General features: G+C 51.0%; 15 protein-coding genes. 3 read left to right on the plus strand and 12 right to left on the minus strand.

Going from position 1 to position 25,564, the window contains the following annotated elements; translation table 11 throughout:
• The first annotated feature begins 2 nt into the window (after nt 1-2).
• Entirely contained in the window at nt 3-8,981 is an 8,979-nt protein-coding gene (locus QT397_00320) for an amino acid adenylation domain-containing protein (protein WNZ53853.1), read from the plus strand.
• Here the strand turns inward: QT397_00320 and QT397_00325 are convergent.
• The 4 genes from QT397_00325 to QT397_00340 all read right to left on the minus strand — a co-directional run bounded on the left by QT397_00325 (nt 8,916) and on the right by QT397_00340 (nt 13,182).
• The gene (locus tag QT397_00325; GenBank protein ID WNZ53854.1) at nt 8,916-9,548 is read right to left on the minus strand and encodes a 4'-phosphopantetheinyl transferase superfamily protein; all 633 of its coding nucleotides are present in this window, start codon (nt 9,546-9,548) and stop codon (nt 8,916-8,918) included. The genes QT397_00320 and QT397_00325 overlap by 66 nt on opposite strands.
• 141 nt (nt 9,549-9,689) lie before the next feature.
• Nucleotides 9,690-10,463: an alpha/beta fold hydrolase gene (locus QT397_00330; GenBank protein ID WNZ53855.1), complete on the minus strand. Its 774-nt coding sequence runs from the start codon at nt 10,461-10,463 to the stop codon at nt 9,690-9,692.
• A gap of 371 nt (nt 10,464-10,834) precedes the next feature.
• The gene (locus QT397_00335; protein WNZ53856.1) at nt 10,835-12,421 is read right to left on the minus strand and encodes a CoA-transferase; all 1,587 of its coding nucleotides are present in this window, start codon (nt 12,419-12,421) and stop codon (nt 10,835-10,837) included.
• A gap of 20 nt (nt 12,422-12,441) precedes the next feature.
• A complete protein-coding gene (locus QT397_00340) occupies nt 12,442-13,182 on the minus strand; it encodes an enoyl-CoA hydratase/isomerase family protein (GenBank protein WNZ53857.1) in 741 nt (246 codons plus the stop codon).
• A 199-nt stretch (nt 13,183-13,381) separates the two neighbouring features.
• Between QT397_00340 and QT397_00345 the strand changes: the two genes are divergently transcribed.
• Nucleotides 13,382-14,869: a PLP-dependent aminotransferase family protein gene (locus QT397_00345; GenBank protein ID WNZ53858.1), complete on the plus strand. Its 1,488-nt coding sequence runs from the start codon at nt 13,382-13,384 to the stop codon at nt 14,867-14,869.
• 33 nt (nt 14,870-14,902) lie between these two features.
• On the opposite strand, the gene QT397_00350 is transcribed toward QT397_00345, so the two are convergent.
• Nucleotides 14,903-16,516 (minus strand): BCCT family transporter, encoded by a 1,614-nt coding sequence (locus tag QT397_00350; protein ID WNZ53859.1) that lies wholly within the window; start codon nt 16,514-16,516, stop codon nt 14,903-14,905.
• A 154-nt stretch (nt 16,517-16,670) separates the two neighbouring features.
• Complete coding sequence (locus QT397_00355) at nt 16,671-18,020, minus strand: FAD-dependent oxidoreductase (GenBank protein WNZ53860.1); 1,350 nt, start codon at nt 18,018-18,020, stop codon at nt 16,671-16,673.
• A 465-nt stretch (nt 18,021-18,485) separates the two neighbouring features.
• Here QT397_00355 and QT397_00360 point away from each other — a divergent pair, with 465 nt between their 5' ends.
• On the plus strand, nt 18,486-19,142 hold the full coding sequence (locus QT397_00360; GenBank protein ID WNZ53861.1) for a GntR family transcriptional regulator: 657 nt from the start codon (nt 18,486-18,488) through the stop codon (nt 19,140-19,142).
• 37 nt (nt 19,143-19,179) lie between these two features.
• Here the strand turns inward: QT397_00360 and QT397_00365 are convergent, their stop codons facing one another.
• The 6 genes from QT397_00365 to QT397_00390 form a co-directional block, all read right to left on the minus strand.
• Nucleotides 19,180-20,487: a TRAP transporter large permease gene (locus tag QT397_00365; GenBank protein ID WNZ53862.1), complete on the minus strand. Its 1,308-nt coding sequence runs from the start codon at nt 20,485-20,487 to the stop codon at nt 19,180-19,182.
• 2 nt (nt 20,488-20,489) lie between these two features.
• Nucleotides 20,490-21,140 (minus strand): TRAP transporter small permease, encoded by a 651-nt coding sequence (locus QT397_00370; protein ID WNZ53863.1) that lies wholly within the window; start codon nt 21,138-21,140, stop codon nt 20,490-20,492.
• Nucleotides 21,141-21,192: 52 nt separating this feature from the next.
• The gene (gene dctP / locus QT397_00375) at nt 21,193-22,203 is read right to left on the minus strand and encodes a TRAP transporter substrate-binding protein DctP (protein WNZ53864.1); all 1,011 of its coding nucleotides are present in this window, start codon (nt 22,201-22,203) and stop codon (nt 21,193-21,195) included.
• A gap of 436 nt (nt 22,204-22,639) precedes the next feature.
• Entirely contained in the window at nt 22,640-23,548 is a 909-nt protein-coding gene (locus QT397_00380; GenBank protein WNZ53865.1) for a sugar kinase, read from the minus strand.
• Nucleotides 23,549-23,761: 213 nt separating this feature from the next.
• Complete coding sequence (locus QT397_00385) at nt 23,762-24,796, minus strand: alcohol dehydrogenase catalytic domain-containing protein (GenBank protein WNZ53866.1); 1,035 nt, start codon at nt 24,794-24,796, stop codon at nt 23,762-23,764.
• 2 nt (nt 24,797-24,798) lie between these two features.
• The gene (locus QT397_00390; protein WNZ53867.1) at nt 24,799-25,557 is read right to left on the minus strand and encodes an SDR family NAD(P)-dependent oxidoreductase; all 759 of its coding nucleotides are present in this window, start codon (nt 25,555-25,557) and stop codon (nt 24,799-24,801) included.
• Between the last annotated feature and the right edge of the window lie 7 nt (nt 25,558-25,564).

The following is a 25,564-nucleotide window of genomic DNA, read 5'->3' on the forward strand; positions in this document are numbered from 1 at the left end:
TCATGAACAGCACTATCTCACATGACCATTCAGCCTCTGATTATGTTGACTTGAAGTTGGGTGAGGAAGGTCCGGTCCAGTCCTCACTGTTTGAGAGCATCAGTTATTATGCTGCACGTTTTCCAAAACTGACAGCCGTTCAGGACCATGACAGCACGCTCACCTATCTGGAACTCAACACACATTCTTCCCGGTCCGCAGCACTGCTGAGGCAGCATGGTGTGAAGCAAGGTAATGCTGTTGCTGTTTGCTTGCCGCGGTCTCAGGAACTCATTGTCCTCATGCTTGCAATCCTGAAAGCAGGAGCGACTGTTGTCCCGCTGGATGCTGCAAGTCCACCAAACAGGCAAGCTGCTATTTTAGCTGATAGTCAGGCGCGCTTCCTGATCACATCACAAGAAGCACACTCCAGATCCGTTCCCTCGGCAACATACAAAACTCTCCATGTAGGCGAGTTGGTTGCTGGAAATTTGCCCGATGACCAAGGCCAGTTCCAAGCCTCCTCAGTCGCCAGCACGGCTTTTCTTTTTTACACGTCCGGAACAACGGGAAGACCAAAGGGTGTGCAAGTTCCTCTGACGGCCATTGAGAGGCTCGCGCATCAGCCGCGTTTCGTTCCAATGTCCATTGGAGATCGCTACGCACACATTTCCAACCCGGCATTTGATGCCCTCAGCTTTGATGTCTGGGTGCCGCTTTTAACAGGTGGCTGTATCGTTGTTTTCTCTGCAGAGGAAACAGCTGACTTTGAAGGTTTTGCGAGGAAGCTGGAAAAGCGCTCCATCAAAACTATGTTCATGACAGTCTCGCTGTTCAACGCCATGGTTGATTACGGGGCAACCTGTTTCACCACACTCGAACATCTGTTGATCGGTGGAGAGCAAATCAACCCGCACACCGTACAGGGCTGGTATGAGGCAAACCCACAAAGCACTTGCCAAATACACAACATCTATGGCCCTACAGAGTGCGCCACTTTTGCATTGAGCTACCCCATACCCCGCAGCTTTAGCGGTGATACTGTTCCAATCGGCAGACCCATTGCCAGCACAGACTGTCAGCTGCGGTCTTCCAATGGCGAGGAAGCCAACCCAACAGAGACTGCTGAACTCTACATTGGCGGAGCTGGCGTAGCGCATGGCTATCTGAACAGAGAAGAGGAAACACAGCACAGCTTTGTCGAGCTTTCAGATGGCCGGAGGTGGTATCGCACCGGTGATCTGGTCCGCCTCAACAACAAAGGACTCGTAGAATATGTTGGCCGCGTTGACAGGCAAGTTAAAGTCCGTGGGTTTCGTGTTGAACTGGAGGAAATAGAACAGGGGCTCCAGCATTTTTCTAAGGTGCAGCAAGCGTTTGTACTCGCACATCAGGAACCCGGAAAACCGCTCGAGCTACACGCGTATCTGACAGCGGATACGCGTCTAAACTATGCAGATCTTAATGCCCACATGTCAGCGCATCTGCCGGATTACATGCGCCCTCACCAGATCTTTTGCATTGACGAAATGCCCCTGAATGCAAACGGCAAAATTGATCGAGATGCCTTCCAGAAGATGGACTGCGCTCCACTCCGCCCCGCACAATCTTCCAGTGGAACTCCAGATGAAATCCTCACGGATGTTCTGGAGACTGCAGAGCTCGTTCTGAGTGTGCCTCACTTGAATGGTGAGGATACAATGCTCATCGCAGGCGGAGACTCCCTGAAGGCGATTAGTCTTGCAAATCACCTGAACAAGACACTTGGCTATCGCTTAGTTCCATCCCAGCTCCTAAATCTAACTTTTTCTGAGCTTGCAGATACGATCCGAAATCAAGGCCCTCAGCTGAACGTCTTGCCGCCGGTTCCCTCCCCGTCAAACATTTCGAAAGCCCACGCGACGTCTGAGCAGAAGCGTTTGTGGCTGCAGCAGCAAAAGAACCCTTCTGACACCTCTTACAACACACCCTTCACTTTCCGGTTCGCCGGAGAGCTCAATCCCGAAAAGCTAGAGAGAGCGTCACGAGCTCTCGCAAAACAACATCCAGCGCTGCGCACCAGCTTTCACCTGACGGACGATGGAGTGGAACAGCACGTTGCGCAGAATAATCCTGAGATGTTTCATTACCACGGTGTCTTAGAGCAGAACGAGATCGCAGCACTGCAAAACACACTCTTCGGTCAACCGTTTGACCTTGAAGTGCCCCACTTGTTTCAGCTTCATCTTGCGCATGAATCCGATGGTTCAAGTGTGCTCATCCTCCATGCGCATCACATCGTTTTGGATGGTTGGTCCCTCAATATCTTGTTTGAGGACCTTTCCCGGGCTTATCAGGCTCAACTCGACGAAGAGGTCTCCGAGCAGGCACAGACCTCCCTCACCACGCTGGATTTTGCAGTTTGGCAAGCGCAAACCTGGGAAAGCGAGCATTACAAAACACAGCGGGAAAAACTCTTCAAAATCTACGAGGAAGCAGAGTTCTCCGCATGTTGGTCACCTGTGTTGAACTCAAAACGTGCTGGTCAGGAAGGGCCAGCAGGTCGCACGCGTTTGATGCGTCTTGATGATGCTCATCGGGCAAAGTTGATTTCAACCGCACATCAGTTTTCTCTGACACCTCATCAGGTTTTCCATTCTCTTTTCGCACACGCGCTTTATGCGCATTTGGGCAAATCAAGATTTACAATCGCGAGCCCAGTAGCAAACCGCAACACAGCAGAGTTTGAAGCGACTGTTGGAATGTTTGCCAACACAATGCTGTTGCCGGTTGTGATCGATCCTGCCCGAACCATTGGACAGAACACGAGCGCATTGGCCGAAGTTTCAAAACGCACACTTGCCTGTCAGGAGGTTGCTTTTGAACATGTCGTAGATCACTTGCAGACAACGAACCGCTTATCAGGCCTGCCTTTCCAGTTCATGTTTGCGACTGAAAACACGCGGTATGAAACGCTGAACCTGAACGGAGAATATTCGCCGCCATCTTTCCCAGAGCACATCGCCCCTAAGTGCCCGTTGTACCTTTCAGTTCTGGACGAGCTTGAGACCTACCAGTTCTATTGGGAATATGATTTCGCTTACTTCAGTACCGAGGACATTACGCAGCTGGAGCAAGCCATGCTCGCTGGGTTATCTCAAGTAGAACTGGAAGAACCCGCAGGCGATATTTTCAAGACCGACAAGCAGCAACAGGCAGCTCATCTCAAAGGGGGTGATTTAGCCCTGACACATAAAACAGTGGCAGCCTGGTTCCAAGATCAGGTTCTGCAAACACCCCATGCCTCTGCTCTGGCATGGAAAGATAATACACTTTCCTATCAAGAGCTTGGCAAGCTATCAGACGCACTCGCAGCGCATCTGCAGTCTAAGGCCATTGGTTTTGTCGATCCATCAGAGCCATTGCGTATCGCGCTCTACATGGACGCCTCTCCAGAGTACATCATTGCGCTCCTTGCTCTGACAAAGCTGGGCGTAACAGTCGTACCGCTGGACCTCAGCTATCCCCAAAAACTGCTGCAAGCCGTTGTCTCACAAGCCAAGCCAGTGGCAGTTCTCCATCAAGCTGGAGCACCCTACCCACCAGAGCTTCAACAGGGTGATCTCCTCCTAATTCCGGTGGAACTGGAAGACCTCAAAGGTACTCAAGATGTAGCGGCTTTGGAACTTACTGACAGCGGAAGACCGCTGTACACCCTGTTCACCTCAGGTTCGACAGGCCACCCCAAAGGAGTTGACGTCTACAACGAAACACTCTGCAACTTGTTGCATTGGCAGCAAGAACAAGGAGAGTTACCTGCTGCTGAAAGCACCATGCAATTCTCTAAGCTGGCCTTTGATGTTTCGTTTCAGGAGATATTTTCGACACTCTGCTCCGGTGGCTGTTTCCATGTCATTGACCCCACCTGGCGGCAGGACATGCGATGCCTGCTGACATACATGCGCGACAACAATATTGAGCGCATCTATATGCCTTTTGTAGCTCTGGAGTTGTTCTGTGAAGCCGCTTTGGCGTTCGATATTTTTCCGGCTGATCTGAAGAATGTTGTAACAGCGGGCGAACAACTTTATTGCACCAGAGCCCTGCGCAGTTTCTTCGACAAACTGCCTCAGGCTTCCCTGCACAATCACTACGGCCCAACAGAAACCCATGTGGTTTGCGTTCATAGCCTCCATGATTCTCCCGCAAACTGGCCAACCCGTCCTCCTATTGGTAACCCTATAGCCAATACGGAAATTTTGCTTGTCGACGACAGCTACCAACCCGTTGTTCCTGACGAAGCAGGCCATCTCCTCATTGGTGGCCAATGGGTCCGTCACTGCTATTTGAACAACGCAGACCTAAACGAAGACCAGTTCGTTGAACTCCACCCAAATGGCAGTTCTGGCCCATCACAGCTTTACTACAAAACAGGCGATATTGGCGTTCTGGATGAGACTGGCCACCTGAACTATCAGGGCCGTCAGGATCATCAGGTGAAAATTTCCGGTCACCGGGTCGAACTTGGCCAGCTGGAAATGTCACTCATCGATCACGATGCCATCGAGCAGGCTTCCGTTGTGTTCGATGGAGAGCACAACAAACTTTATGCTTATGTCAGCCTTCGGGACAGTTCCATCAGTGCAGATGATCTTGACCGCCACCTTTCAACTCGGCTTCCAGATTATATCCGTATCGACGAATTCAGGCAGATCGAAAACTGGCCGCGCACACCAAGTGGCAAGATCGACCAGAGAGCGTTGAAGCTGTGTGATTGGCTTCTTCTTGAAACGAAGAAACGCAAAAAACACGCAAAAAACGCAAACCAACGCACAAACCAACTCATCGCGGCATTTGAAGATGTTGTCGGCTCTTCACTCTCTGCAGATCAAACGTTCTTCGAGGCTGGTTGCTCCTCTCTGCAACTGATGCGTTACCAAATGCACCTGAGCAAAGAATTGGGTGTGAAGGTGAGTATTGCTGATTTATTCCGCTATGTAACACCCGCTAAACTGGCAGAACATATTGAAAAGGATGGTGAAACAGAGCAACTGGACAGCAAAGAGCAATCACCTCAGAGCGCGGATAAAGTTGCCATCATCGGCATGGCACTCAGAGTTCCAGGCGCAGATAATCTTGCAGAGTTCTGGTCCATGGTGCTCGAAAACCGAAGTGGTATCGAACATTTCACGCCTAACAATCCTGACTTCGTTGGTGCCCGAAGTCAGATGAGCGAAATGCTGTCGTTTGATCCCGAGTACTTCGGCATCAGCCCCCGCGAAGCCGCGCTCATGGATCCGCAGCAACGCCATTTCATGATGAGCTGCGTACATGCTCTTGAAAATGCTGGTATTTCTCCTCACCACAACGACCAGAACATCGGCGTTATTGCAAGCTGCGGTGAAACAACCTACTACCACGCCGCCCTCCGTTCAGCCTCCTCAACTACCCTTCCCGACAAGTTCCAAATGGCCCTGCACCACGAGAAAGACTTCCTCGCCACCAAGGTTGCCTTTCAACTTGATCTCAAAGGCCCAGCCATAACACTACAAGCTGCTTGCGGTAGCTCACTGGTTGGTATTCACAGTGCAGCAGGCATGCTCAAAAATGGCGAATGCGATGTCATGCTTGCAGGTGGTGTCCTTGTCGATCCCGACATGAGTGAAGGCTATAAGTATCAGTCACAACACATCTTTTCCAAGGACGGCAACTGCGCACCCTTCAGCGATAAAGCCAGCGGAACCATTGGTGCAAGCGGCGTAGGTGTAGTGGTTTTGAAGTGCCTGGATCGTGCTCTTTCCGACGGAGATCGCATTTACGCAGTTCTTGAAGGATCGGCTATCAACAACGATGGACGGTCCAAAATGAGCTATACTTCTCCTTCTGTTTCCGGCCAGGAGAAGGTCATTCGACAAGCTCTTGCGAATGCTGATTTACGTGGTGACCAAATCGGTTACGTCGAAGCTCATGGAACAGGAACACAGCTGGGCGATCCCATTGAAGTACAAGCACTTTCCAATGCCTATGGCAAACTCACGGAAGATTCCTGTGCACTCTCATCCGTTAAAAGCCAGATTGGACATCTAGGAGCCGGTGCCGGCGTTCTTGGCCTCATTAGAGCAGCGCTCTCAGTTTATCATGGATATTTGCCACCAAATCTTGGTTTTGAGCGCTCCAACCCAGAACTAGGCTTGGATGAAAAAGGCTTTTATGTTCCACCTGTTGGCAAGCCCTGGGAAAGCCCTGAACCCCGTTATGCAGGCGTAAGCAGCTTTGGGATTGGCGGCACTAACACACACGTTGTCTTGGGCCAAGCCTTGCAACAACCAGCCTTTGAAGCAGTTACTCCGCAACATAACAACAGCTCGTCTCCCTCCAACACCGCTAACCGGCAAAGCACGCCGCCACCGTGGGATCACCCGGGATATAGCTTCAACCTTCGACAATATACTGTTTTCGAACAGGAATTCTCCCAAACTCAGAAGAACATCATCCCCCCTAAGCAGCTTCCAGAAAGCGAATGGCTCAGTCAAATGGTCTGGCAGCCTGTGTGCCGGATCGAAAGCAACAAAGCTGGCAGAGTTCCAAGAACGGCAGTTGTATTGCTGGACGCAAATAGCACTCTTGATGATCTGTTGCCACTCAATGAAGTCTATAATCTGGTTGTTCCTGTCTTCATTGAGGGCCAAGCTTTAGCTACCGTCTCAGACAATATCTCAGTAAATCCATTCTGCAAGAGTTCCGTTGAGCAGCTTACTCAGCGGCTCGCAAACATGGATCTTGAAGAAGTAGACTGGATACATTCCCTTCCGCTCTTTTACAGGGGGACTGGAGATAAACTGGCAGATCTCCAGCAAGCTCAAAGCGCCTGTTTAGATAGCCTAACTTATTTTCTGCAAGCTCAGCAAGAATGCGATCTAAAAATCTCCAGAATATGCTTGCTCTCCAGCGGAGCTCTACCCGTATTCGGTACGGTCAACCAGCCACAACATGGCATGCTTGCAGGCCCACTGTCAGTTATTCCTCAAGAGTTTGGTATTCAAACACTCTGGTTGGACGTTGAAGACATTCCATCTAGCACTGGATGGTCAGAAATTGTCTTTGCACTCTCAATTGAGAAACAGGACGCGCAGCGTCTCGCATTAAGAAATGGGTTCGTTTGGCAGCCCAAAGTCTCTACTTTGTCTACGAACAACCAAACTACAGCCATCGCTGAAGCGGAGAAAGAAGGTCTATTTGTGGTGACCGGCGGTAGCGGAGCTATCGGAACTCAGGTTTGCAAGAGTTTACTGTCTGACCCTCAGTCTCAAGTCGCAATCGTTTCACGCAATCCGAGTGTCCCAGCAGACTTATTGCAAGAGATCTCCAGAATACATCTGATCAAAGCAGACATAGGAAACCCTGATACTTGGGCAACTACTTTAGATAGCATCGCAGAGATAAACTTGCCCATTACTGGGATCGTCCATGCATCAGGTGTCGGTGAAGGAAACCTGATCTCGTTTCGAGATCCTGCCAACGCTCACAAGAAGATGCGTTCAAAGTACGAGGGAAGTATTTTCGTCGAGCACTTTATTGAGAGATTCCAGCCAGCAAGGGCTATTTACTGCTCATCCGTGTCTGCCGTTCTTGGTGGCGCTGGCCAGCTCGACTACGCCTCCTCTAATGCTTTGATGGACAGTTTTGCGCATTTCAGGAATCCAGCAGCACCTCATACTGTGAGAACGTCCATCAATTGGGAAATCTGGAATGAGAGCGGAATGGCCGTTTCTGCTGAGTTGCGCGATGAACTACATCAGCAACATCTGAAGGTTGGGCTATCAAATGACGAAGGACGGCGCATCTTCTCTCAGATACGAACGACATCTCTCCCGCAAGTCCTGGTTAGCACTTGCGACATTGAAGACTCTCAATACTTCTATCGATCTCTGATCGGAGATAATCTTGAAAACACACCTGACAACGCTGAGACGAAAATCGTCACGATTCAAAAACAAACTGAAACTCTATTACTAGAGCAGCTTGGGCTTGATCAGATCGATCCTGACGAGTGCCTCCATGATCTGGGTATGGACTCCCTTACTCTTCTCGATCTTGTGGGTTTACTAGAGAAACACGGGGTCCGTTTATTGCTTTCCCAAGTTCCTAGAAACTCCTCTCTAAGACAGATCATGGAGTTGGCTGAACAGCAGCTTGAGGTCAAGCCTAACTCCAACAAGACTACATGGTCTGATGCCATAGCTGTGCATGAATGGCAGGCTGGATATGATGACGGAACCGTTGTTCTCATACATCCGGTTGGTGGTGATGTGGAAGCCTATCGTGAACTGGCAGCAAAACTTCCTGATACCGCCCAGATCCTTGTCATAGCTGACCCTCGCCACAGTAACCCCGACCTCCTGGAGATCAGTCTAAAAGAAAGAGCGAGGGTTTACGCGGACACATTGATCAAAAAGCTCGCAACACGAAAAGTTCAGTTGGTCGGCTGGTCATTTGGGGCGTGGGTCGCACACGAAGTAGCGCTCTATTTCCATGACAAGTCAGGCATCTCTGGCCAGTTGACGTTGATCGACCCGCCAGCCCCAAACTCACGCGCAGATTTGCAGCAGCTAAGCAAACATGAAATTGAGCAGATATTCTTAAAGGAGCTGAGCGAAAAATGGGGAGCCGATAACGTCCAATCTAGCGAAGAGGGCATGCGCGGAGAACAACACGAGTATCGGGAAGCTCTTATCCGCTGTACATCCTCCAACATCAAGGCGATGGTCAATCACCAAATGCGTCCGGTTCCTTCTTGGAAGGCGAATGTAATTTTGGCATCTGAAACAGCCGAAGGGTTGAATGAAAACCAAAACACCAGTGCAAACAACCGAATAAGTTGGCTTGAAGTTCTTCCAAATCTACAGAACTGGAAGGTCATTGAGGCCGATCACTACTCCATAATGAGGGGTAAGGCGTTAGATGACGTGCTCAGTGTTATGGACTTGCTCGAGACACGCGAGTTGATAAGAATGGAAGGGTGAGAGAACATCTATAGCTGTAACACCTGGGTCAACAGCAAGAGTACAGCTGTAACCTTTCCAGCGAAGAGGAACATCAAACAGCGCCATGGATAGAGCTTCAGAAGTAATGGTCGGTTGATGCTGAGATAACTTCACATCAAGCGAACGAAGATCATCTCGAAGACCCTCACCGGACGCCTTCAGCACGGCTTCTTTGCGGGTCCAGCAACGGTAAAACATCTCGTCTCGCTCCTGTTCGGAGTATCTTGCAAGCTCTCGACACTCAGCCGGATGACAAACAGCAGCTACCAGATCAGTTGGTTGATTGTCTGAGCGGATCAACTCGATATCAACACCCAAAGGCTCCTTGCGAGCTAATGCAACAGCAACCAATCCACCAGAGTGGCTTATGTTGAACGCTGGATAGCCATTTATGTAGGGCTTGCCCCGATCTCTAATTGCAAAAGGCTCAAGAGGAGTCGTAGTCTTGAGCGTAGTTCGAACAATAAAGCGGCCCAACTCATATGCTCGCCTGTCTCGAATAAACCGATAGCGTGCACTTCTTTCATTTTCTTCCCCGGTCAACATGCAGTCTCCCGGAACCGGAAACTCTATCGGTACGAAAACCAGCAACACCCTATTGGTCTCGTAGCAATGTTGCCACTTCCCTCTCAGAGTTTGAAACCATTCTTGAGCATCTCTTGCGGAAATTGAAATGGGCACAGTATCTTACGCTAGCTGCAAGGTTGCGGATTGAGACATCTGATGAACTACGTTTGCAGCGTGCTCTCTTATCTGATCAAGTACCTTGACTGGTCGTTCTTCAATGAAGAAATGTCCACCTTCCACGTCGTCAATAACTACGGTTTCAGAGCTCAAAGTCTTCCATTCTTCCACTTTGCTCCGCTCGACAATTTGGTCTTCACGTCCTGCGAACGCAAAAATGGGGGACTTAACCTTCCAAGGGGCACGTGGCCGATAAGTCTCGCAGAGCTTAAAATCACTGGTAATCGCAGGTAGCAGTAAGCTCACCAGCTCATCATGCTCAGCGATCTGCTTAAAGTCAGGATTAAACGAGATGAGCTCTTCAATCATTTCCTCTCGCGTACATCCTTCAAGGAACGGAAGGTTTCTTGGGGCAAACGGAGAGGCTGAAGCCAGCACAAACAGCGCTGTTGGTTTAAGATGATGTTGCTTGGCAAGGCAGAGAGCCAACTCATAAGCAATCCATCCCCCCATACTGGACCCAAGCAGTGCAAATGGGGCTTCTCCGAACTGCCCAACCTCTTGCACTAATTGATCGACAACTTCTTCCATACAATTGATTGATGGTTCTCCCAGCCGAACTCCACGGCCAGGAAACTTCGCAGGCATCACGTTCACCTGATCACCAAGCAGCACCTTCCATCGGTTGTACAAACTTGTATCGCCCCCCGCTTGAGGCAGGCAAACCAAGTTCAGCTTGTTCGGATGGGTCTCTGCATCAAACCAAGGAGAAGGCATCAAAAAACTCATTTAAAACCATCAATCTAGTCAAACTCAATGCATTGAGTATTGCGTGGTTTTATTATGAGGTCGAGATATTTCTATTGATGAGGTTGCCCATTACACCTAAGCGTTATGACAAAAGAAGCACGACGACAGATGCCAGAACGATACGGTAGCTGAGTTTCATTGGAATGGTCTTTGTGTGAAGCAGAGAGTCCAACGCTTCAGCCAGGTCAGCGGGGTTTGTGATGGCTTGGCTGGCTGAAGCGGGGAGAGAGTTTGTGGCACACAGGGGCAGTCAGCAGGGTTTTACAAACTCTCTGGGAGTTCCTTTTGGAAGGTCGGTGGAGTGGGCAACAAGCTTTCCCACTCCACGATGCTTTTGACTACTCGACGTAGTCTTCAGCAAAGAGTTCTGCATCCATGAGCGGGAGTGGCTCTGCAACTCTTGCAGGTGCGTAGTCCATCTGATCCAGAATCTGGGTCTGCAGGTCGATACCTGGTGCGATTTCAACCAGATGCAGGCCGTCTTCATGCACTTCAAACACTGCGCGTTCAGTGACAATCTTGGCTTGCTGGTTGCGCTTCACCACGCCTTCTTTCACCAGATAGGTGATGTGCTGGGCAGTTTCGACGAACTTCTTGATCTTGCCTTCTTTGACGATTTCAAGCTTGCCGTCTTTAACCGCGGTTTTCAGGCCTGCAGTTGTGAAGGTACCGGTGAAGACCAGACGTTCTGCGTTGTGCGCGATGTTGATGAAGCCACCTGAGCCCGGATTCACCTTGCCAAACTTACTGACATTGATGGTGCCTTTGGAATCGAACTCAGCAAAAGCCAGGGCTGCGAACTTACACAGGCCACCTTCAATGACGTCAAACTGGGTCAGGCCATCCACGAGTGCTTCCGGGTTTGCATTGGCTGAGAACTGCCAGCCCATCATGACCACGCCACCATAAGAGCCGTGCTCGGTGGTGAATTGGTAGTCGTAGATCTCATCACCATCGAACTTGCCATCTTCTGCCATTACCAGCGGAATATCGCCGGATGCGCCGAAGCCGAGGATGCCGAGTTCATGCTTCTTGGTTTCCCAGGATGCGCGGCGGGCAATGATCTTGTCGACACAGACCGGAGGACGTGGCAGTTCGGTCATCTCGATGCGGTTGAGGCCGAGGTAGTTGGCATCGTAATCGATATCAGTGACCATAGGCTGCTGAGCATGGTCCACCAGAACCACGTGATCGACCAGAGCGCCCGGCAGCTTTACGATGTTGGTTGGACGGCTGCCACGGTCTACCTTGTTTTCGACCTGAGCAATGACGATACCGCCAGATGCTCGAACGGCTGTTGCAATTGCGATGTTGGAGGACAGCAGCGCTTCATTCTCAAAAGACAGGTTGCCGTTATCATCCGCACTTGTTGCACGCAGCAGGCCAACATGGATTGGACGGGTTGGGTAGAACAGGTAGTCTTCGCCCTTGAATTTGATCTTCTCGACCAGACCGTCCTGAGAGCTCTCGGTGAACTTGCCACCGCATACGTCTGGATCAACAAAGGTGCCGATGCCGGTTTTGGTCAGGTAACCCGGACTGCGGCGGGCAACTTCGCGGAACCAATGCATGGAGGTACCCATGGCCCAGCTGAAACACTCGATCTCATTGTTCTGGATCATCTGCATCAGTTTTGGGCGTTCGCCGGTTTCTGGGTGAACAGGGTTGAGCATGGAACCTGCCATGATGCGACGCAGTAGGCCCTTCTTCGCGATATGGTCCATGCCGCCGATGTGCATGGCGTCGCCAGTGCCACACGGGAAGTAGAAATCCAGATTGTTTGGATGACCGGTTGCTTCAAAGCGATCAGAAATGCCTTTGAGCAGAACGTCTGGTGTGATCCAACCAATCACGCCGGTGGAGGCAACGGTGTCGCCGTCTTTGATGACAGACAGAGCCTGTTCCAGAGTTGAAAATTTAGTCACAGCTATCTCCCAGTGATCTTTTATTTTTCGAATTTTTTGAAGGTTTCTTGCGCAGCTTCCATCTGGCAATGCTGGCGGAAGAGAGAATTCAGCTTGGCGTCTTCGGCCTCTCCATCCGCCAGACAAGCATTCAGATACCAGCGCTTTGTCGCTTGTACTGAAACCGGTGGAAGTGCTGCGAGTTCCTCAGCAATGGTACGGGCTGTCTCAAACAGGTCTTCCAGTGCAACCACTTCATCAACCAGACCGATGCGCAGAGCTTCTGTTGCGGTGATGAACTTGTAACCCCATGCAGCGCGCTGTGCGTGGCGCGGAGCCATGCGGGCGTTCAGTGCATGAAATCCCCATGGAGTGATCCAGCCATTTGGCACTTCCATGCCTTTGAACTTCACGTTCTCTGCGGCCACGACCACATCACACGCTGCTGCGAGGAAGGCACCGCCTCCCACAGCATAGCCCTGTACGGCTGCGATGATTGGTTTTGGGCAGAGTGAAATGCGGCGCAGGAAAGCTGCTTTACGTTTTTCAACGTCACAAATGCCATCCAGATCCAACGCACCCAGTTCTGTCAGATCACTGCCTGCACAGAAGGATGGATCTGCGCCAAAAATTATGGCTGCATTGATTGTGTCGCAGGTTTCAACCCGCTCCAGAGCTGCATCCAGCAGATCCAGCATTTCTTTGTTTTGCGCGTTGCGCTGTTTAGGCCGATTCAGCTGTATGTAGGCCACTTTGTTTTCGACGGAAAACTCAACTGACATAGTCTGCTCCCAAGTAATCCTGATCCGCTTTGCGCGGTTCAGCTTCCCGTTAATGTCAGAGGAGCTGGAGAGCGTTTGTGGTGCCTCTTTGCCCTTCTGAATTGAGAGACAGTCTATTTTTGATTGTCATTTTATTTTATATACAGTAACTCTCTTTCATATATACAGTTGAGCTAACTGGATTTGGAAAGAGAAGAAAATGTACGCCAACCTGATCCGAATTGACCGAAGTTCATCCGAAAGTTTGCAAACACAAATTCGGCGTCAGCTGGCAATTGCAATTGTGAACCGGCAGTTTCCCATTCATCGTCCACTACCTTCAATTCGCAAGCTTTCCAAAGACTTAGAGGTGAGTGTCACCACAGTTTCGCTGGCCTATGAGAGCCTGAAGCAGGATGGATTTGTGGAGAGCCGAGACCGGGCTGGCATCTACATTCGCGAGGATGCATTGCTCTCCAGTCAGGCCTCACAGGATCTGTACACATCACCTGCCAATAGTAGTGATACAGATGTGATTAAGATGGACTTCAACTCGCATTTTCGCGGGCGGAGTTTCAACATGCCTCGTGTGGTGAAGCCAAGTGACAGTCTCGTCCGGTTTCGCTTCCCGTTCATCTGCGGGCTGATCGATCCGAACCTGTTCCCGATTGCCAGCTGGCGCGAGTGTATTCGCGACTCTGTCAATGTGGTGGAGATGCGAAACTGGGCGACAGATTACTCCTCCATTGATGATGAGTTGCTTGTTGAACAGCTGATGCAGCGTGTTCTGTCCAAGCGCGGGATCATTGCTCACCCGGAAGAAATCCTGATCACACTGGGAGGGCAGCAAGCGCTATACCTTGCTGTAAAACTGCTGCTGCGGACAGGTGAGACGATCGGGATAGAAGATCCGGGATATCCGGACATTCTGAATATGGCGCAGATGGAAAACCTGAATGTGCGCAGGTTACCGATCGATAAAGGCGGAATGATCCTGAGTGATGAGATCAACCAATGTAAATGCCTTTACACTACGCCGAGCCATCAGTTTCCAACCACTGTCACCATGCCCGTTGAACGACGGGAAGAACTGCTGCGCATCACGGCGCAAAACCGTCAGTTCATTATTGAGGATGATTACGAGGCAGAGATCGCCTTTGACAAGACGCCGCCGCCTGCTCTCAAGAGCTTGGATCGATGTGGGAACGTGATTTATGCGGGCAGCCTGTCCAAGAGCCTGATGCCGGGGCTGCGCATTGGCTATCTGGTGGCAGACAGAGAGTTTATTCGCGAGGCCAAGGCGTTGCGGCACCACATTCTGCGGCACCCACCGGTCAATAACCAGCGTAGTGTCGCCCTGTTCCTGCAGCGGGGCTACTTTGACCGGTTTCTTGCAAAAATCTCGAATGAATACAAAACCAGATGCAAGACGATGCATCAGTCGCTTGAAGCGCATTTTCCGGGTGCTTCTGTACTACCAGAGTTTGGCGGGGGAAGCATCTGGTTGAAATTGCCAGAAGACATTGATGCCGGGAAGCTGCAGCAAAAGGTGATGGAGTCCAGCGTTTACTTCGAAACGGGTGGCTTCACCTTCTCCAATCCAAGTGAGAACCTGAACCATATCCGTCTAGGATATTCGGTGATCGATAACGCGCTTATTCCGGAGGGAATTGAGCTGATCGCAAAAGCCGCCTTGAGGGAAAAGTAAAAGAGGCAGCGATTGCTGCCTCTCTCAGGGTTCTTAGAGTTCTGCGGTTTTCACCGTCAAAGATCCATCTTCATGCCGCTCGATGGCGGTGTATTTGGAGCGGAACAGGTGCGGGAAGTCTTTGCGAGCTGCCTTGACCATGCAGTAGGTCGCAAGGAAGCTGAGTGCAACGAGTGGCACCGTTGGCACCAGAGCCAGCGTGACAACCACATCCAGACCGCCAACAAGGATCACACCGAAGCTGATTGCAATGATGATTGCACACCAGATCAGACGGGAAGAGGTTGAAGGCTCAATGTCGCCGCTGATGTTCTTGTTGGTCATGGACGCCAGGTTACGGGTACAAGCTTCGATCGTGGTGATCACGAAGATTGCCACCATCACCAGATAGATTGGCACAGCGAGTGCTGGAAGCGGGGTGTTGCTCAACGCCAGCGCTACTGTAGACGGAATACCGTGCTCATTGAAGTTTGCGGCAAGGTCAACAGTGCCGGAGAGCTGAAGCTGAACAGCGAAAGCACCCAGAATTGCGAAGAACACGAAGGCAGACAGGGAGCCGTAACCAACACAGCCCAGCACAACGTTCTTCAGAGTTCTGCCGCGAGATACGCATGCTACGAACAGGCCCATCTGAGGTGCATATGCGATGTACCAAGCCATGTAGAACACGCTCTGGTCCTGCGCATATCCGTTGGACAGGCCGTAAGTATCCGTCCAGGTGAACACATGTGGCATAAGCTCCATTGCATTACCGAAGATGCTTGTGAAGCTGTTCATGATGTAAGCCGTTGGGCCAAACAAGATCATCGCGCCCAGCACAACAACAACAAGCCAGCCGTTGAAATCTGAGAGCAGTTTCATCCCTTTCGAAATGGTTTTGGAAAGGGAGTACATGGTCAATGCGCCGAAGAAGAGCAGAACGCCGACTTCCACGAACATGGTGTGCTCGATACCGATGAACACGGAAAGCAGACCAGCCAGCAGCGGAATAGCAAGACCAAGGGTCGTACCGATACCACCGATAAGACCGAAAACAGCGAATGCATTGATTGCGGTACCGATTGGTCCCTCAACCCGCTTTTGACCAAGGATTGGCTCAAAGCAAAGAGCAAAACGCTGAACCTTTGGCTTACGAGCAAACAAGAAGTACGCGAATGGAAGGCCCAGTGCCATGTAGCCAACCCAAAGGAATGGCCCCCAGTGGATCAGGCCATAAGCCAGAGCATCCTCGGCAGCTTTTGCGGAGAATGGTTCTGCACCAGCAGGAGCAGAGGCCATGGTAATCATAGGCTCAACCATGGACCAGTTGACCACGCCGATACCGAAACCGGCTGCCAGGATCATGAAGGCCCAGCTTGAATCGTTGAAGGCTGGTTTATCGTCTGCGTTGCCAAGCTTTACGTTGGCCAGTGGGCCAAAGGCCACCCATGCCAGAAAGAACAGGCCTATGGTGCCGTAAGCCATGTATGCCCAGCCAAAGCTGTGCGACACGAAGTTATTGATTGCTGTGATGTAAGGATTGAGTGCCTCACCCATCAGGATCATCGGAATGATGATCGCAAGGCTGAAGAGTAGGCTTGGCAAGAAAATGGACTTGTCCAAGCTGGGCTTAAGTATCTCCCCCTTATTTGTGGTTGGTTTTGTCATGGGTTCCTCCAAAGCCATAATATCTCTCCCGATGTTTGGCCTTCAGACAAGGGTTTCGGCGGCGTCAGGCCGCACGAGCCCTTTGCAGGAAGCAGCATCCTTACGGCTACAGCTTCCTACAGTTACTTGTGGTTAGTTTGAATGTGACTAGGTGCTACAATGCGCTGTTATTCACGCGCATTTTCTGGCGGATTTGCTCCGGATCCAGATCTTTGTATTTCACTGCACTTTCGAGTGAAATTTTGCTTGCGACAGCCGCTGCATGGCCCATTTCAAAGCACTGTGCAGTCACGCGGGCAGATGCCAACGCCTCATGCTCTGCGCTCAGGCAACGGCCGGCGACAATGGTGTTGTCCAACTCCTCAGGAACAAGCGTGCCCCAAGGGATCTCGTAGTAGTCGTTCATCAGCCAATGCAGCTTGCTCTGCTTGCCTGCATGCAGCTCGATTGGCCAAGATGAGCGGGCAATGCCGTCCGCTGGCTTCTCGCAGTTCACGACCTGATCGTTTGTTAGTGTTTTGGTGCCACGGATCGTCCGGGTCTGGCGCACACCGATTTCTGGCGGCATGTCGATCAGCTGTGTTTTCTCAAAGCCCTCAACGTTCTCTTTGAAGAAGGCATGATAGTCACGGGCTGAGCGGCGACCATAGATCTCTGCATAGGTGCGATCTGCTGGATTGATGACATTCAGCATCCGGCCACCTTGCCCGGCAAGGCGGGTACAGTTCATCAAAAACACACCGTCTTGCGGTGTTGGGAAGACCCAGACCTTATCCCGCGGCAGATGACGCTCACCACTTGCGTTGACTTCGCGGATCTTCTCGGTGACCTCAGGCGGCGAAATGGTGTCCTCGCCAAAGACCTTATAAAAACCTTCTGCTTCCACGTTGGAAAGACGGAACATCATGGTTGGGTTCTGGATGTTGCCCTTATCTCCATAAGAATGCTCACACCCGGCCTTCGCCAGTACAGCTGCATCACCCGTCGCATCAATGAAAGCCTTGGCTTTCAGGAAGGTGCTTCCAGCTGAACTTTCCAGCTTGATCGCCTTTATGCGCTGATCCTCTCTCATCACCTCAGTGATGAGGCAGTGATACAAACATGTTACACCAGCTTCTTCCAGTAAATCATCGGCCACCTCGCGCCAGCGCAGTGGGTCGAATGTCAACACATGCGTGTTGCCGTAGATCTGAGGCTCTGTGACGCCCTGCTTGCCTTCTAGTCTCTGACGAAACTCTTCTGCAAAACCAAAGACGACCTGCTTAGGTGTTTTCTTGGCGATTTCATCCTGCGTCAGGTACAGACCGCAGATCGTTCCAGACAGACCTGCTGTTGCAGCGCCACCGCAAAAGCCATTCTTCTCGACAAGGATTGTTTTAAGGCCATCCCGGGCGCTCATCACAGCCGCAGCAACACCTGCCGGGCCGCCTCCACACACCACAACATCAGCCTCGTCCAACACCGGACTGTCGACTGCGCTTAATGCTAATTCCTTCCAAGCCATATCGCCACTCACATATAAGATAACATATTGTTATATAACGCTAATATGAGAGGATGAGCTGACTTATGAGCCCTCTCTTCCTAACTAACATATTGTGAAACACATCATGAAGAGCGGGCACTGACAAAAGTAGAAGAACGTACATACAGTCAGCTGAAATAGTCACTGACAGTGTTGTGGTGAGTAGCTTCAAATTCTCACTCACACAAAAAATATCTTTACAAAACAGATAGATAAGAGAGTAACTATCGGAGTGGCTGTTATGCCTTATATATACAGATAGAAAATGCACAGCAATCATCTGTACATATACTTGCGCACAGCTAAGCACTATTACCAGATATACAGTTTGAAACTTATCCTAAGTACAAATGTGGAAATAAACAGATTGCTTCACTCGCAGATTCCATTGCTCTAGCTTCACCGCCAGAATTTACATGCCAGCTTAAGCAAGCGGAGCACCAGGTGTCTGATTTCCAAGCAACAACACAAGCAGCTTTTGCCAAGGCTGAGATAGAGCGCAAAGTCATTTTCAGAGAGCTGGATACGGAGCAGCTTTACTCAGAAAACAAACTCTCTGCCATATTACAGCTTGGACGCACTCCCGTCAGAGAAGCCCTTCAGGCTCTTGAGCAGGAAGACATGCTGAAAGTGCATGCACGAAAAGGTGTCGAGTTTCTGGAGATTTCAGCAGCGCAGCAACTTCAGCTTTTGGAGATCCGCAAAGAGATTGAACCGACTTGCATCAAATATGCGATCCTGCGTGGTAGCAGCGAACACCGCGTTCATATGCTGCAACTGGCACAGAACATTTTGGAAAGTGCGCAAGGTGATGAAGATGCTAGCCTGCTGGAGGCTTTGCGAGGCATTCACTTCGCCATTACTAATGCCAGCGGCAACCCATACTTCCACCATGCTCTTGCCCGTGTGCAGAGCCAATCCCGCCGGTTCTGGTTTGCTAATAAAACGCGTGACGACACCATGGTCTGCAGCCAGTTTCACGCAGACATCATGCGCTCAGTCGCTATTGGCAATGAGGTTGCTGCGAAGGAGCAACTCTTGAAGCTTCACGAATATCTTGCTGGAAGTGCGCTGAAAGTCATCAAGCTCTCAGCCAACTGATCCTCTGCGATGAGATCGCCGCAGAGGATGGGATGGATTAAACGTCGATACCCATGATCAGTCTTGGCAGAGCCAGCGACAGTTCCGGGAAGAAGGTGACGATGAGAACCATCGGCAGATGCCCAAGCAGCAGGAACTTAAGTGTGATGCCCACGTACTTGTCCAGCGTGAGCTTGCTCACCCCAGCGGCCATGTAAAGCATGGGCGCACACGGTGGAGATACATTCCCCAGCCCCAGATTGGTGCCAACAATTGCGGCAAAGTGAATTGGATGAACGCCAATCTCCGTTGCCACAGGAAGCAACACAATCGCCGCCAGCACACTGCCAGACACATCATCCACGATCATGCCAATAAGCAGCAAGATGAGGTTGATCAACAACAAGATCAGGATCTTGTTTTCCGTTAGTGAGATCAGGACTTCAGCTACCTCACGCGGCACCTGTTGCAGGATCATTGCCCGGCTCATCACAAACAGGAAGAACAGCACTGCAATGATGGAACTTGTGGTGATCGCCGCCCGTACAAAGGCCGCCGGAATATCCTTGAAGCTAAGCCCCTTATAGATAAACACCCCAACAACAATCGCATAAACCAGTGAGATTGCGGCAGCTTCTGTTGGCGTGGCAATACCGCTGTAAATCACCCCCAATACCAGCAATGGCATCATCAGCGCCCAGAATGCCTTCAGCCCGCTGCTGGCAACATTCTGCGCCGCTTCCTTAAATGGCAATGGCTCCTCCACCTGAATGGTATCCACCTTGCGCAGGAAGAAGAAGTTAAGCCCGATGTAAACCAGAGCCAGCAAGACGCCCGGAATAACTGTCGACAGGAATGCTGCTCCGACCGACAAGCCACCAGTCACCGCGAACACAATCATCGGAATAGACGGCGGGATCATCAGCGCCAACACAGAAGAACACGCAACCAACGCTGTTGCATGGCCAACCGGATAGCCTTCCTTCACCATCCGCGGGATCATGATCTGCCCAATCGCCGCAATGGCGGCAGATGACGAACCTGAGATCGCACCAAATAGAGCGCAGGTGATAACGGTCACCGCACCAAGCCCACCTTTCATACGTCCGACAAACGCATTCACGAAACTGAGCAGACGATCTGAGATACCACCTTCAGCCATCAACGTTCCAGCCAAAACGAACAATGGCAGCGCCAGCAGAGCAAAGCTGAGTGTGGTCTGATAGGCGTAAGGGATCAAGAAGGAGACGTTTGAGTCTGACGCAATGCCGAACACCAGCGCGCCAACACCAAACGCAAATGCGATTGGCATTTCAGCGAGCAATAGCACGACGATAAGCAGAAGAGAGGCAAGAAAAATGAACATGATTAGCCCTTCTTCACGACTGACAGTCTTGTTTTGAGATCGATGGTTTGATTGATGGCTTGCAGCGAGAGGTAGATGATGGTGCCTGCAAATCCGATGATCATGGAGGCAGACCACAGCCCCTTTGGCCAGCGCATGTAAGAACTTGCGCGCCCACGCTCTATTTCAAAGATCGCGTACTTGCTGGCGTAGTATCCAAACACCAGACATGCTGCGATACTGGCCAGTGTCATGATCAAACGGATGCCTTGGATCTTTCGCGGGCTTTTGATCAGCAGTGTCACGATGCCACCGTGAATGTGCTCTCCATTACGGGTCACATAAGCAAGCCCCAGAAAGTAAAACCAGGCCCCCATCAGCAGAGCAAGCTCTTCAATGCCGACAAACGGCAGCGCAAACACATAGCGGAGCAGAACCTGCACAAACATGATTGCAGCAAGACCAATGCCCATCAGCACCAGACCAAAATACAGAGATCTTTCCAGAAGCCGCTCCGCTTTTAGCAGCCCAGTCATGCTTTTGGATTTCGGACCTTCGGGGATTGCTGTGACATGATCCGGCGGCTCAGTCTCAGTAATTTCCGGATCATAGATGAATGAAGCGACCTGCACCGGCGCACGCGGGTGCTGTTTAGACTCGCGATTCACGGTCATATGCCTCCCAACCGAAGACCGGAGCACGCTCCGGCCTTCTCTTCAATTATTATTAGTTTGCAGCAGCTTGACGGATCTGGCTCATGATCTCAGAGCCAATGATTTTCTCCATGGCTGGCCATTCTGTTTCATGAGCAATCTTGCGCGCAGCCGCCAGCTGGGCATCATCCAGCTCGACCACCTTGATCCCGGCATCTCTGGCTTTTTGCAGGAACTCTTCGCTCTTTGCTTGCGCTTCTCCCCAAGACCACTCAAGTGTGGTGTCGATCGCAGTTTGCAGAGCTTCACGATCAGCTGTTTCAAGGCCTTCCCACCAGTCCTTGTTCACTAGCCAGAAGGCGTGCTCAAAATAGTCATTGGTGAGGATGTTGGTTTCCAGAACGTCACGTAGTGAATACGTCTCAACTGCGGTTGAGAATGAACGCGCATCGACTGTGCCAAGCTGAAGGGCGGTGTAAACCTCTGCCAGCGGGATCGGCACAGCGGAAAAACCCAGATTGTTGAAGCGTTCCACCGCCATCGGCAGACCCGGAACGCGGATCTTCAAGCCATTGGCATCATTAGGAAAATTGACCGGCACCTTGCCAACGCCTTTGCGGATCACGACAGAACCAAAGTCCGTTGGAATAATCCCGACGGCATGCAAGCCAAGTTCATGAAGGATACCGTTGTAGATATCCAGCATATCTGAGCCCGGGCCATAGAGCTTCTGCGCCTGTTCCCAGTTGGAAACCACATAACCGAGGTAGGCAAGGTCCAATCGGCCATCAAACTCAGATGCGCCCCATGTCAGGCTCATTGGCACAACACCTTGCATGGACTGTTCAAACAGCGAGGTCCAGTCACCAAGATCACCGCCGGGATGATAATCAATGTTGATGGGCTTGCCGTCCAGCTCCCCCATAAAACGTTCGGAAAGCGCATGAAACACGTGATCCGTGTTCATTGCATGCGCCAGGATCAGGCTTTCATCTGCCTGCGCTTGTCCGCCAGCAAATCCAGCTATGCCAAGTGACAAAGCCAATGCAGTTGTGCGTGAAAATCTCTTAAGTGCCCCAATCATATCCTCTCCCTTTCTGAAAGCAGCTTTTTATGTTGCTTCAGTCAGAGACCGCAGAACGGGAGACACGACACCTCATTTCCGGAAAGGGTCTTCCCGAATGAACAAGACAAACATTTGCGAAGGTTTGCAGACTGACTAATCCAGCACCAGAGCATTTACTCATAGCTTAACTGGGCTCATCAACGAAAGCCGCTGCGGGGTTTGCACACTTGTCGCCACTGCCCTAGATTAGTTCTAGTTCTCTTCACACTCCTGCCACGGTTCCCAACCAAAGCAAGTGAAGCTTCCAGCAAAACCAAGACCCAATGCCTTAACTCCGCTCATTCTCTCCACCCCCAAAACCATACCCCGCATCCGCATACCTGCTTATATACAGTTTGATTTTCCATTGGGTGCAATGGGTGAGCTCAATCTGGAACTGAGCTAGTTGCTCTTTTTACTCCCAAACCCTCTCGTCAACAATCGCCCCCGGATGCTGTATCACCTTGGCCGCTATAGTATGCGCTAATACTGCCGCGCTTCCGATGGGCTGGCCCAATATGCGGGCGCCTAAGTAGCCGGCAGCGAAGGAGTCGCCAGCGCCGGTGGTGTCTGTTGGGGTGATTTTATGAGGAGGTGGAATTTCGGTCAGGTCATCTTGGGTTAGAACTATGCAGGTGTTGGCACCTTCTTTGACGATAACTTCTTTTGCGCCCCAGCCCAGCCAGTTTTGGGCGATGGTTTTGGGGTTGTCTTCTTGCCAGAGTGCCGAATGATCATCGGTTGTGACCAAGGCAATATCGGCTATGGAAGCTGCCGTCTGGAAGAGTAATCGGCAGCGATCTTGATTAGGCCAAAGACGAGCCCGAAAGTTAGGATCAAAAGCGATCTTTGTGGACCTGGAGAGCTCTTGCAAGGCACTCATGAGATTGTCTTGCTGTTGTGTGTCCAGAATTGCGAGGGAGATGCCCGAGAAGTAGATCATCTCAAAGGGTGACAAGTACTCGTAGACCTGATAAGCAGACCAGCCAGCAAACATCTGGCGAGCTGCCGAGTTTTCACGCCAGTAATGGAAGCTACGCTCACCTTCATCATCTGTTTCCACCATGTAAAGGCCCGGCTGCCCCTCAGAGATCTCAATAATATGAGAGATATCAATGCCTTCTTTGACCATGGCTGCACGCATTGACTGACTGAAACTATCTGAACCAAGGCCGGTGAGATAAGATACTTCCAATTCAGGAGAAAACTGCCTGGAGAGATAGACCGCCGTGTTGAAGGTATCTCCTGCAAAACCTTGCTTGTACTGACCTGAACCTGCCTCTGCCAGTTCAATCATGCATTCACCAAGAGCGACAACTTTCATAAGAGATCTCCCGCCGCCTAGTGTTCTCCCGTTAAGTGAGAAGGCACAAAGGGGCTGTTCTTGGCTTTAAAAAACCAAGCTTGAAGTAATTTTTGTTTTTTGATTGGTTTGCGGACTATCAGCCTGTAGGAGCAGGCTGATAGTCCTTTTTCTGCCACTGGTTACCCCAAGTTCGCCTCGTGAGGTCAATGTTCACCAGTGGCAGGGAGGTCCTTAATCTCGTTGAACGAGGACTTTACCGACTGCTTTACCGCTGTTCATGAACTCGCAAGCTTCCTGAACCTGTGAGATTGGATAGCGACCGGCGATGATTGCATCAAAGTTCACCGAGCCGGATTCAATCAGCTTCACAGCTTGGTCATATTCGTTGGTGAAGAGGATGCTGCCGATGGAGCGGACCTCTTTAAGAGTGTTGAGGTGTAAGTTGATCGGAACTGACGTTGGTTGGATCAAAGACAGGATTGAGATTGTGCCCTGCTTGCGCACTGATGCCAGCGCCTGATTGTAAGCGTGCGGTGAACCACTTGCTTCAATCACCACGTCATAATGGTTTTCAGGCACTTTCACATCTACATCAGGGCCGCTCAGGTATCCTTTGGACGCGCCAACAGCTTTAGCCGCTTCAAGAGCTTCGGCATTCAGGTCAGTTGCGTGCACTTCCGCTCCCAATGCATGCGCCGCGATGGTGGCCAGAAGACCCATTGGTCCCATACCTGTGACGAGAACTTTATCACCTGCTTTCACCTCTGCGCGGTTCACTGAATGCATTGCACAAGCCAGTGGTTCGGCAAATGTCAAATGCTCAGGATTGGCGTCTGGAGAAACCGCACGCAGACAACGGGCTGGAAAATCGAAATACTCTCTGAAGAACCCATCAATATGCGGTTTTGTGGTTGCTGAACCCGGAAAGCGCTTTGTGGCACACATGTTGATGTCGCCAGACTGACATTTCGGACAGGAGCCACACTCGATGACCGGATTGATTGCGACCAGCTGATTGGTTTCAAATGAGTGACCGTTGGCATCGACGACATAAGCACTGGCTTCGTGACCCAATGTAACAGGATAATCCAGATAGAAGCCAGAGTTCGCGAAGTGGCGGAAGTAGTGCATGTCTGTGCCACAGATGCTTGCCGTTGCCAAACGCAGGCGCACATGATCCTTCTCGATGGTTTCAGGCATTTCTACCTCAACCACTTCAATGGTCTTTGCGGCGGTCAAAAGAGATTTAGTGTAGGAGATAGTCATAATCAGAACCCTACAGAAAAGCCGCCATCGACGGCGATGGACTGGCCGCTGACGTAAGCTGCATCTTCAGAGCAAAGGAAGGCGACCATCGCAGCGATCTCTTCAGGCTGAGCAAGGCGCGGCATTGGGATGCGGCCTTTGATTTTTGCACCGCGGACTGGATCCCCATCCAGAACTGCACGGGTCATTTCCGTATCGATGAAGCCCGGACAGATAGCATTGACGCGGATGTTTTCCGGTCCCAAGTCCACAGCAAGGTTACGGGTCAAACCAATAACTGCCGTTTTTGTGGTGACGTAGGCTGGTGCCGTTGGCAGAGCTAGCAAACCGCCCATGGAAGATACGTTCACGATGGAACCATCCTTGCGTGGACGCATGTAGCGCAGTACTTCGCGGGTCATCACGAACAAGCCGTTCTGGTTGATGTTGACTACATTCAGCCACTCCTCATCAGTCACATCCCAGATAGGCTTTTTCAAATGAACGCCAGCGTTGTTGACCAGACCAAAGATAGGTCCTTCCTTCGCTTCGATGTCATCGACAAGCGCAGGTGTGCTGTCATAAGCCGTCACATTGTGAACGCGATAGGAGGCGTTTTCTCCGAGTTGCTCGCATGCAGACTTGAGGCCCTCTTCCTGAAGATCAGTGATCACCACCTTTGCATTGGAATTGATTAGCCGTTGCGCCATCGCGAAGCCGAGGCCACGTGCACCACCGGTTACAACAACCAGTTTGCCTTTGTAATCGTAGGTTACGGACATTTTTGTT

It is taken from the genome of Microbulbifer sp. MKSA007 (assembly GCA_032615215.1).
Classification (GTDB): Bacteria; Pseudomonadota; Gammaproteobacteria; order Pseudomonadales; family Cellvibrionaceae; genus Microbulbifer.

Coding starts and splice junctions, on each gene's coding strand:
- QT397_00320 (WNZ53853.1), top strand. CDS start 3: ATGAACAGCACTATCTCACATGACCATTCAGCCTCTGATTATGTTGAC.
- QT397_00325 (WNZ53854.1), bottom strand. CDS start 9,548: ATGTTGACCGGGGAAGAAAATGAAAGAAGTGCACGCTATCGGTTTATT.
- QT397_00330 (WNZ53855.1), bottom strand. CDS start 10,463: ATGCCTTCTCCTTGGTTTGATGCAGAGACCCATCCGAACAAGCTGAAC.
- QT397_00340 (WNZ53857.1), bottom strand. CDS start 13,182: ATGTCAGTTGAGTTTTCCGTCGAAAACAAAGTGGCCTACATACAGCTG.
- QT397_00345 (WNZ53858.1), top strand. CDS start 13,382: ATGTACGCCAACCTGATCCGAATTGACCGAAGTTCATCCGAAAGTTTG.
- QT397_00350 (WNZ53859.1), bottom strand. CDS start 16,516: ATGACAAAACCAACCACAAATAAGGGGGAGATACTTAAGCCCAGCTTG.
- QT397_00355 (WNZ53860.1), bottom strand. CDS start 18,020: ATGGCTTGGAAGGAATTAGCATTAAGCGCAGTCGACAGTCCGGTGTTG.
- QT397_00365 (WNZ53862.1), bottom strand. CDS start 20,487: ATGTTCATTTTTCTTGCCTCTCTTCTGCTTATCGTCGTGCTATTGCTC.
- QT397_00370 (WNZ53863.1), bottom strand. CDS start 21,140: ATGACCGTGAATCGCGAGTCTAAACAGCACCCGCGTGCGCCGGTGCAG.
- dctP (WNZ53864.1), bottom strand. CDS start 22,203: ATGATTGGGGCACTTAAGAGATTTTCACGCACAACTGCATTGGCTTTG.
- QT397_00380 (WNZ53865.1), bottom strand. CDS start 23,548: ATGAAAGTTGTCGCTCTTGGTGAATGCATGATTGAACTGGCAGAGGCA.
- QT397_00385 (WNZ53866.1), bottom strand. CDS start 24,796: ATGACTATCTCCTACACTAAATCTCTTTTGACCGCCGCAAAGACCATT.
- QT397_00390 (WNZ53867.1), bottom strand. CDS start 25,557: ATGTCCGTAACCTACGATTACAAAGGCAAACTGGTTGTTGTAACCGGT.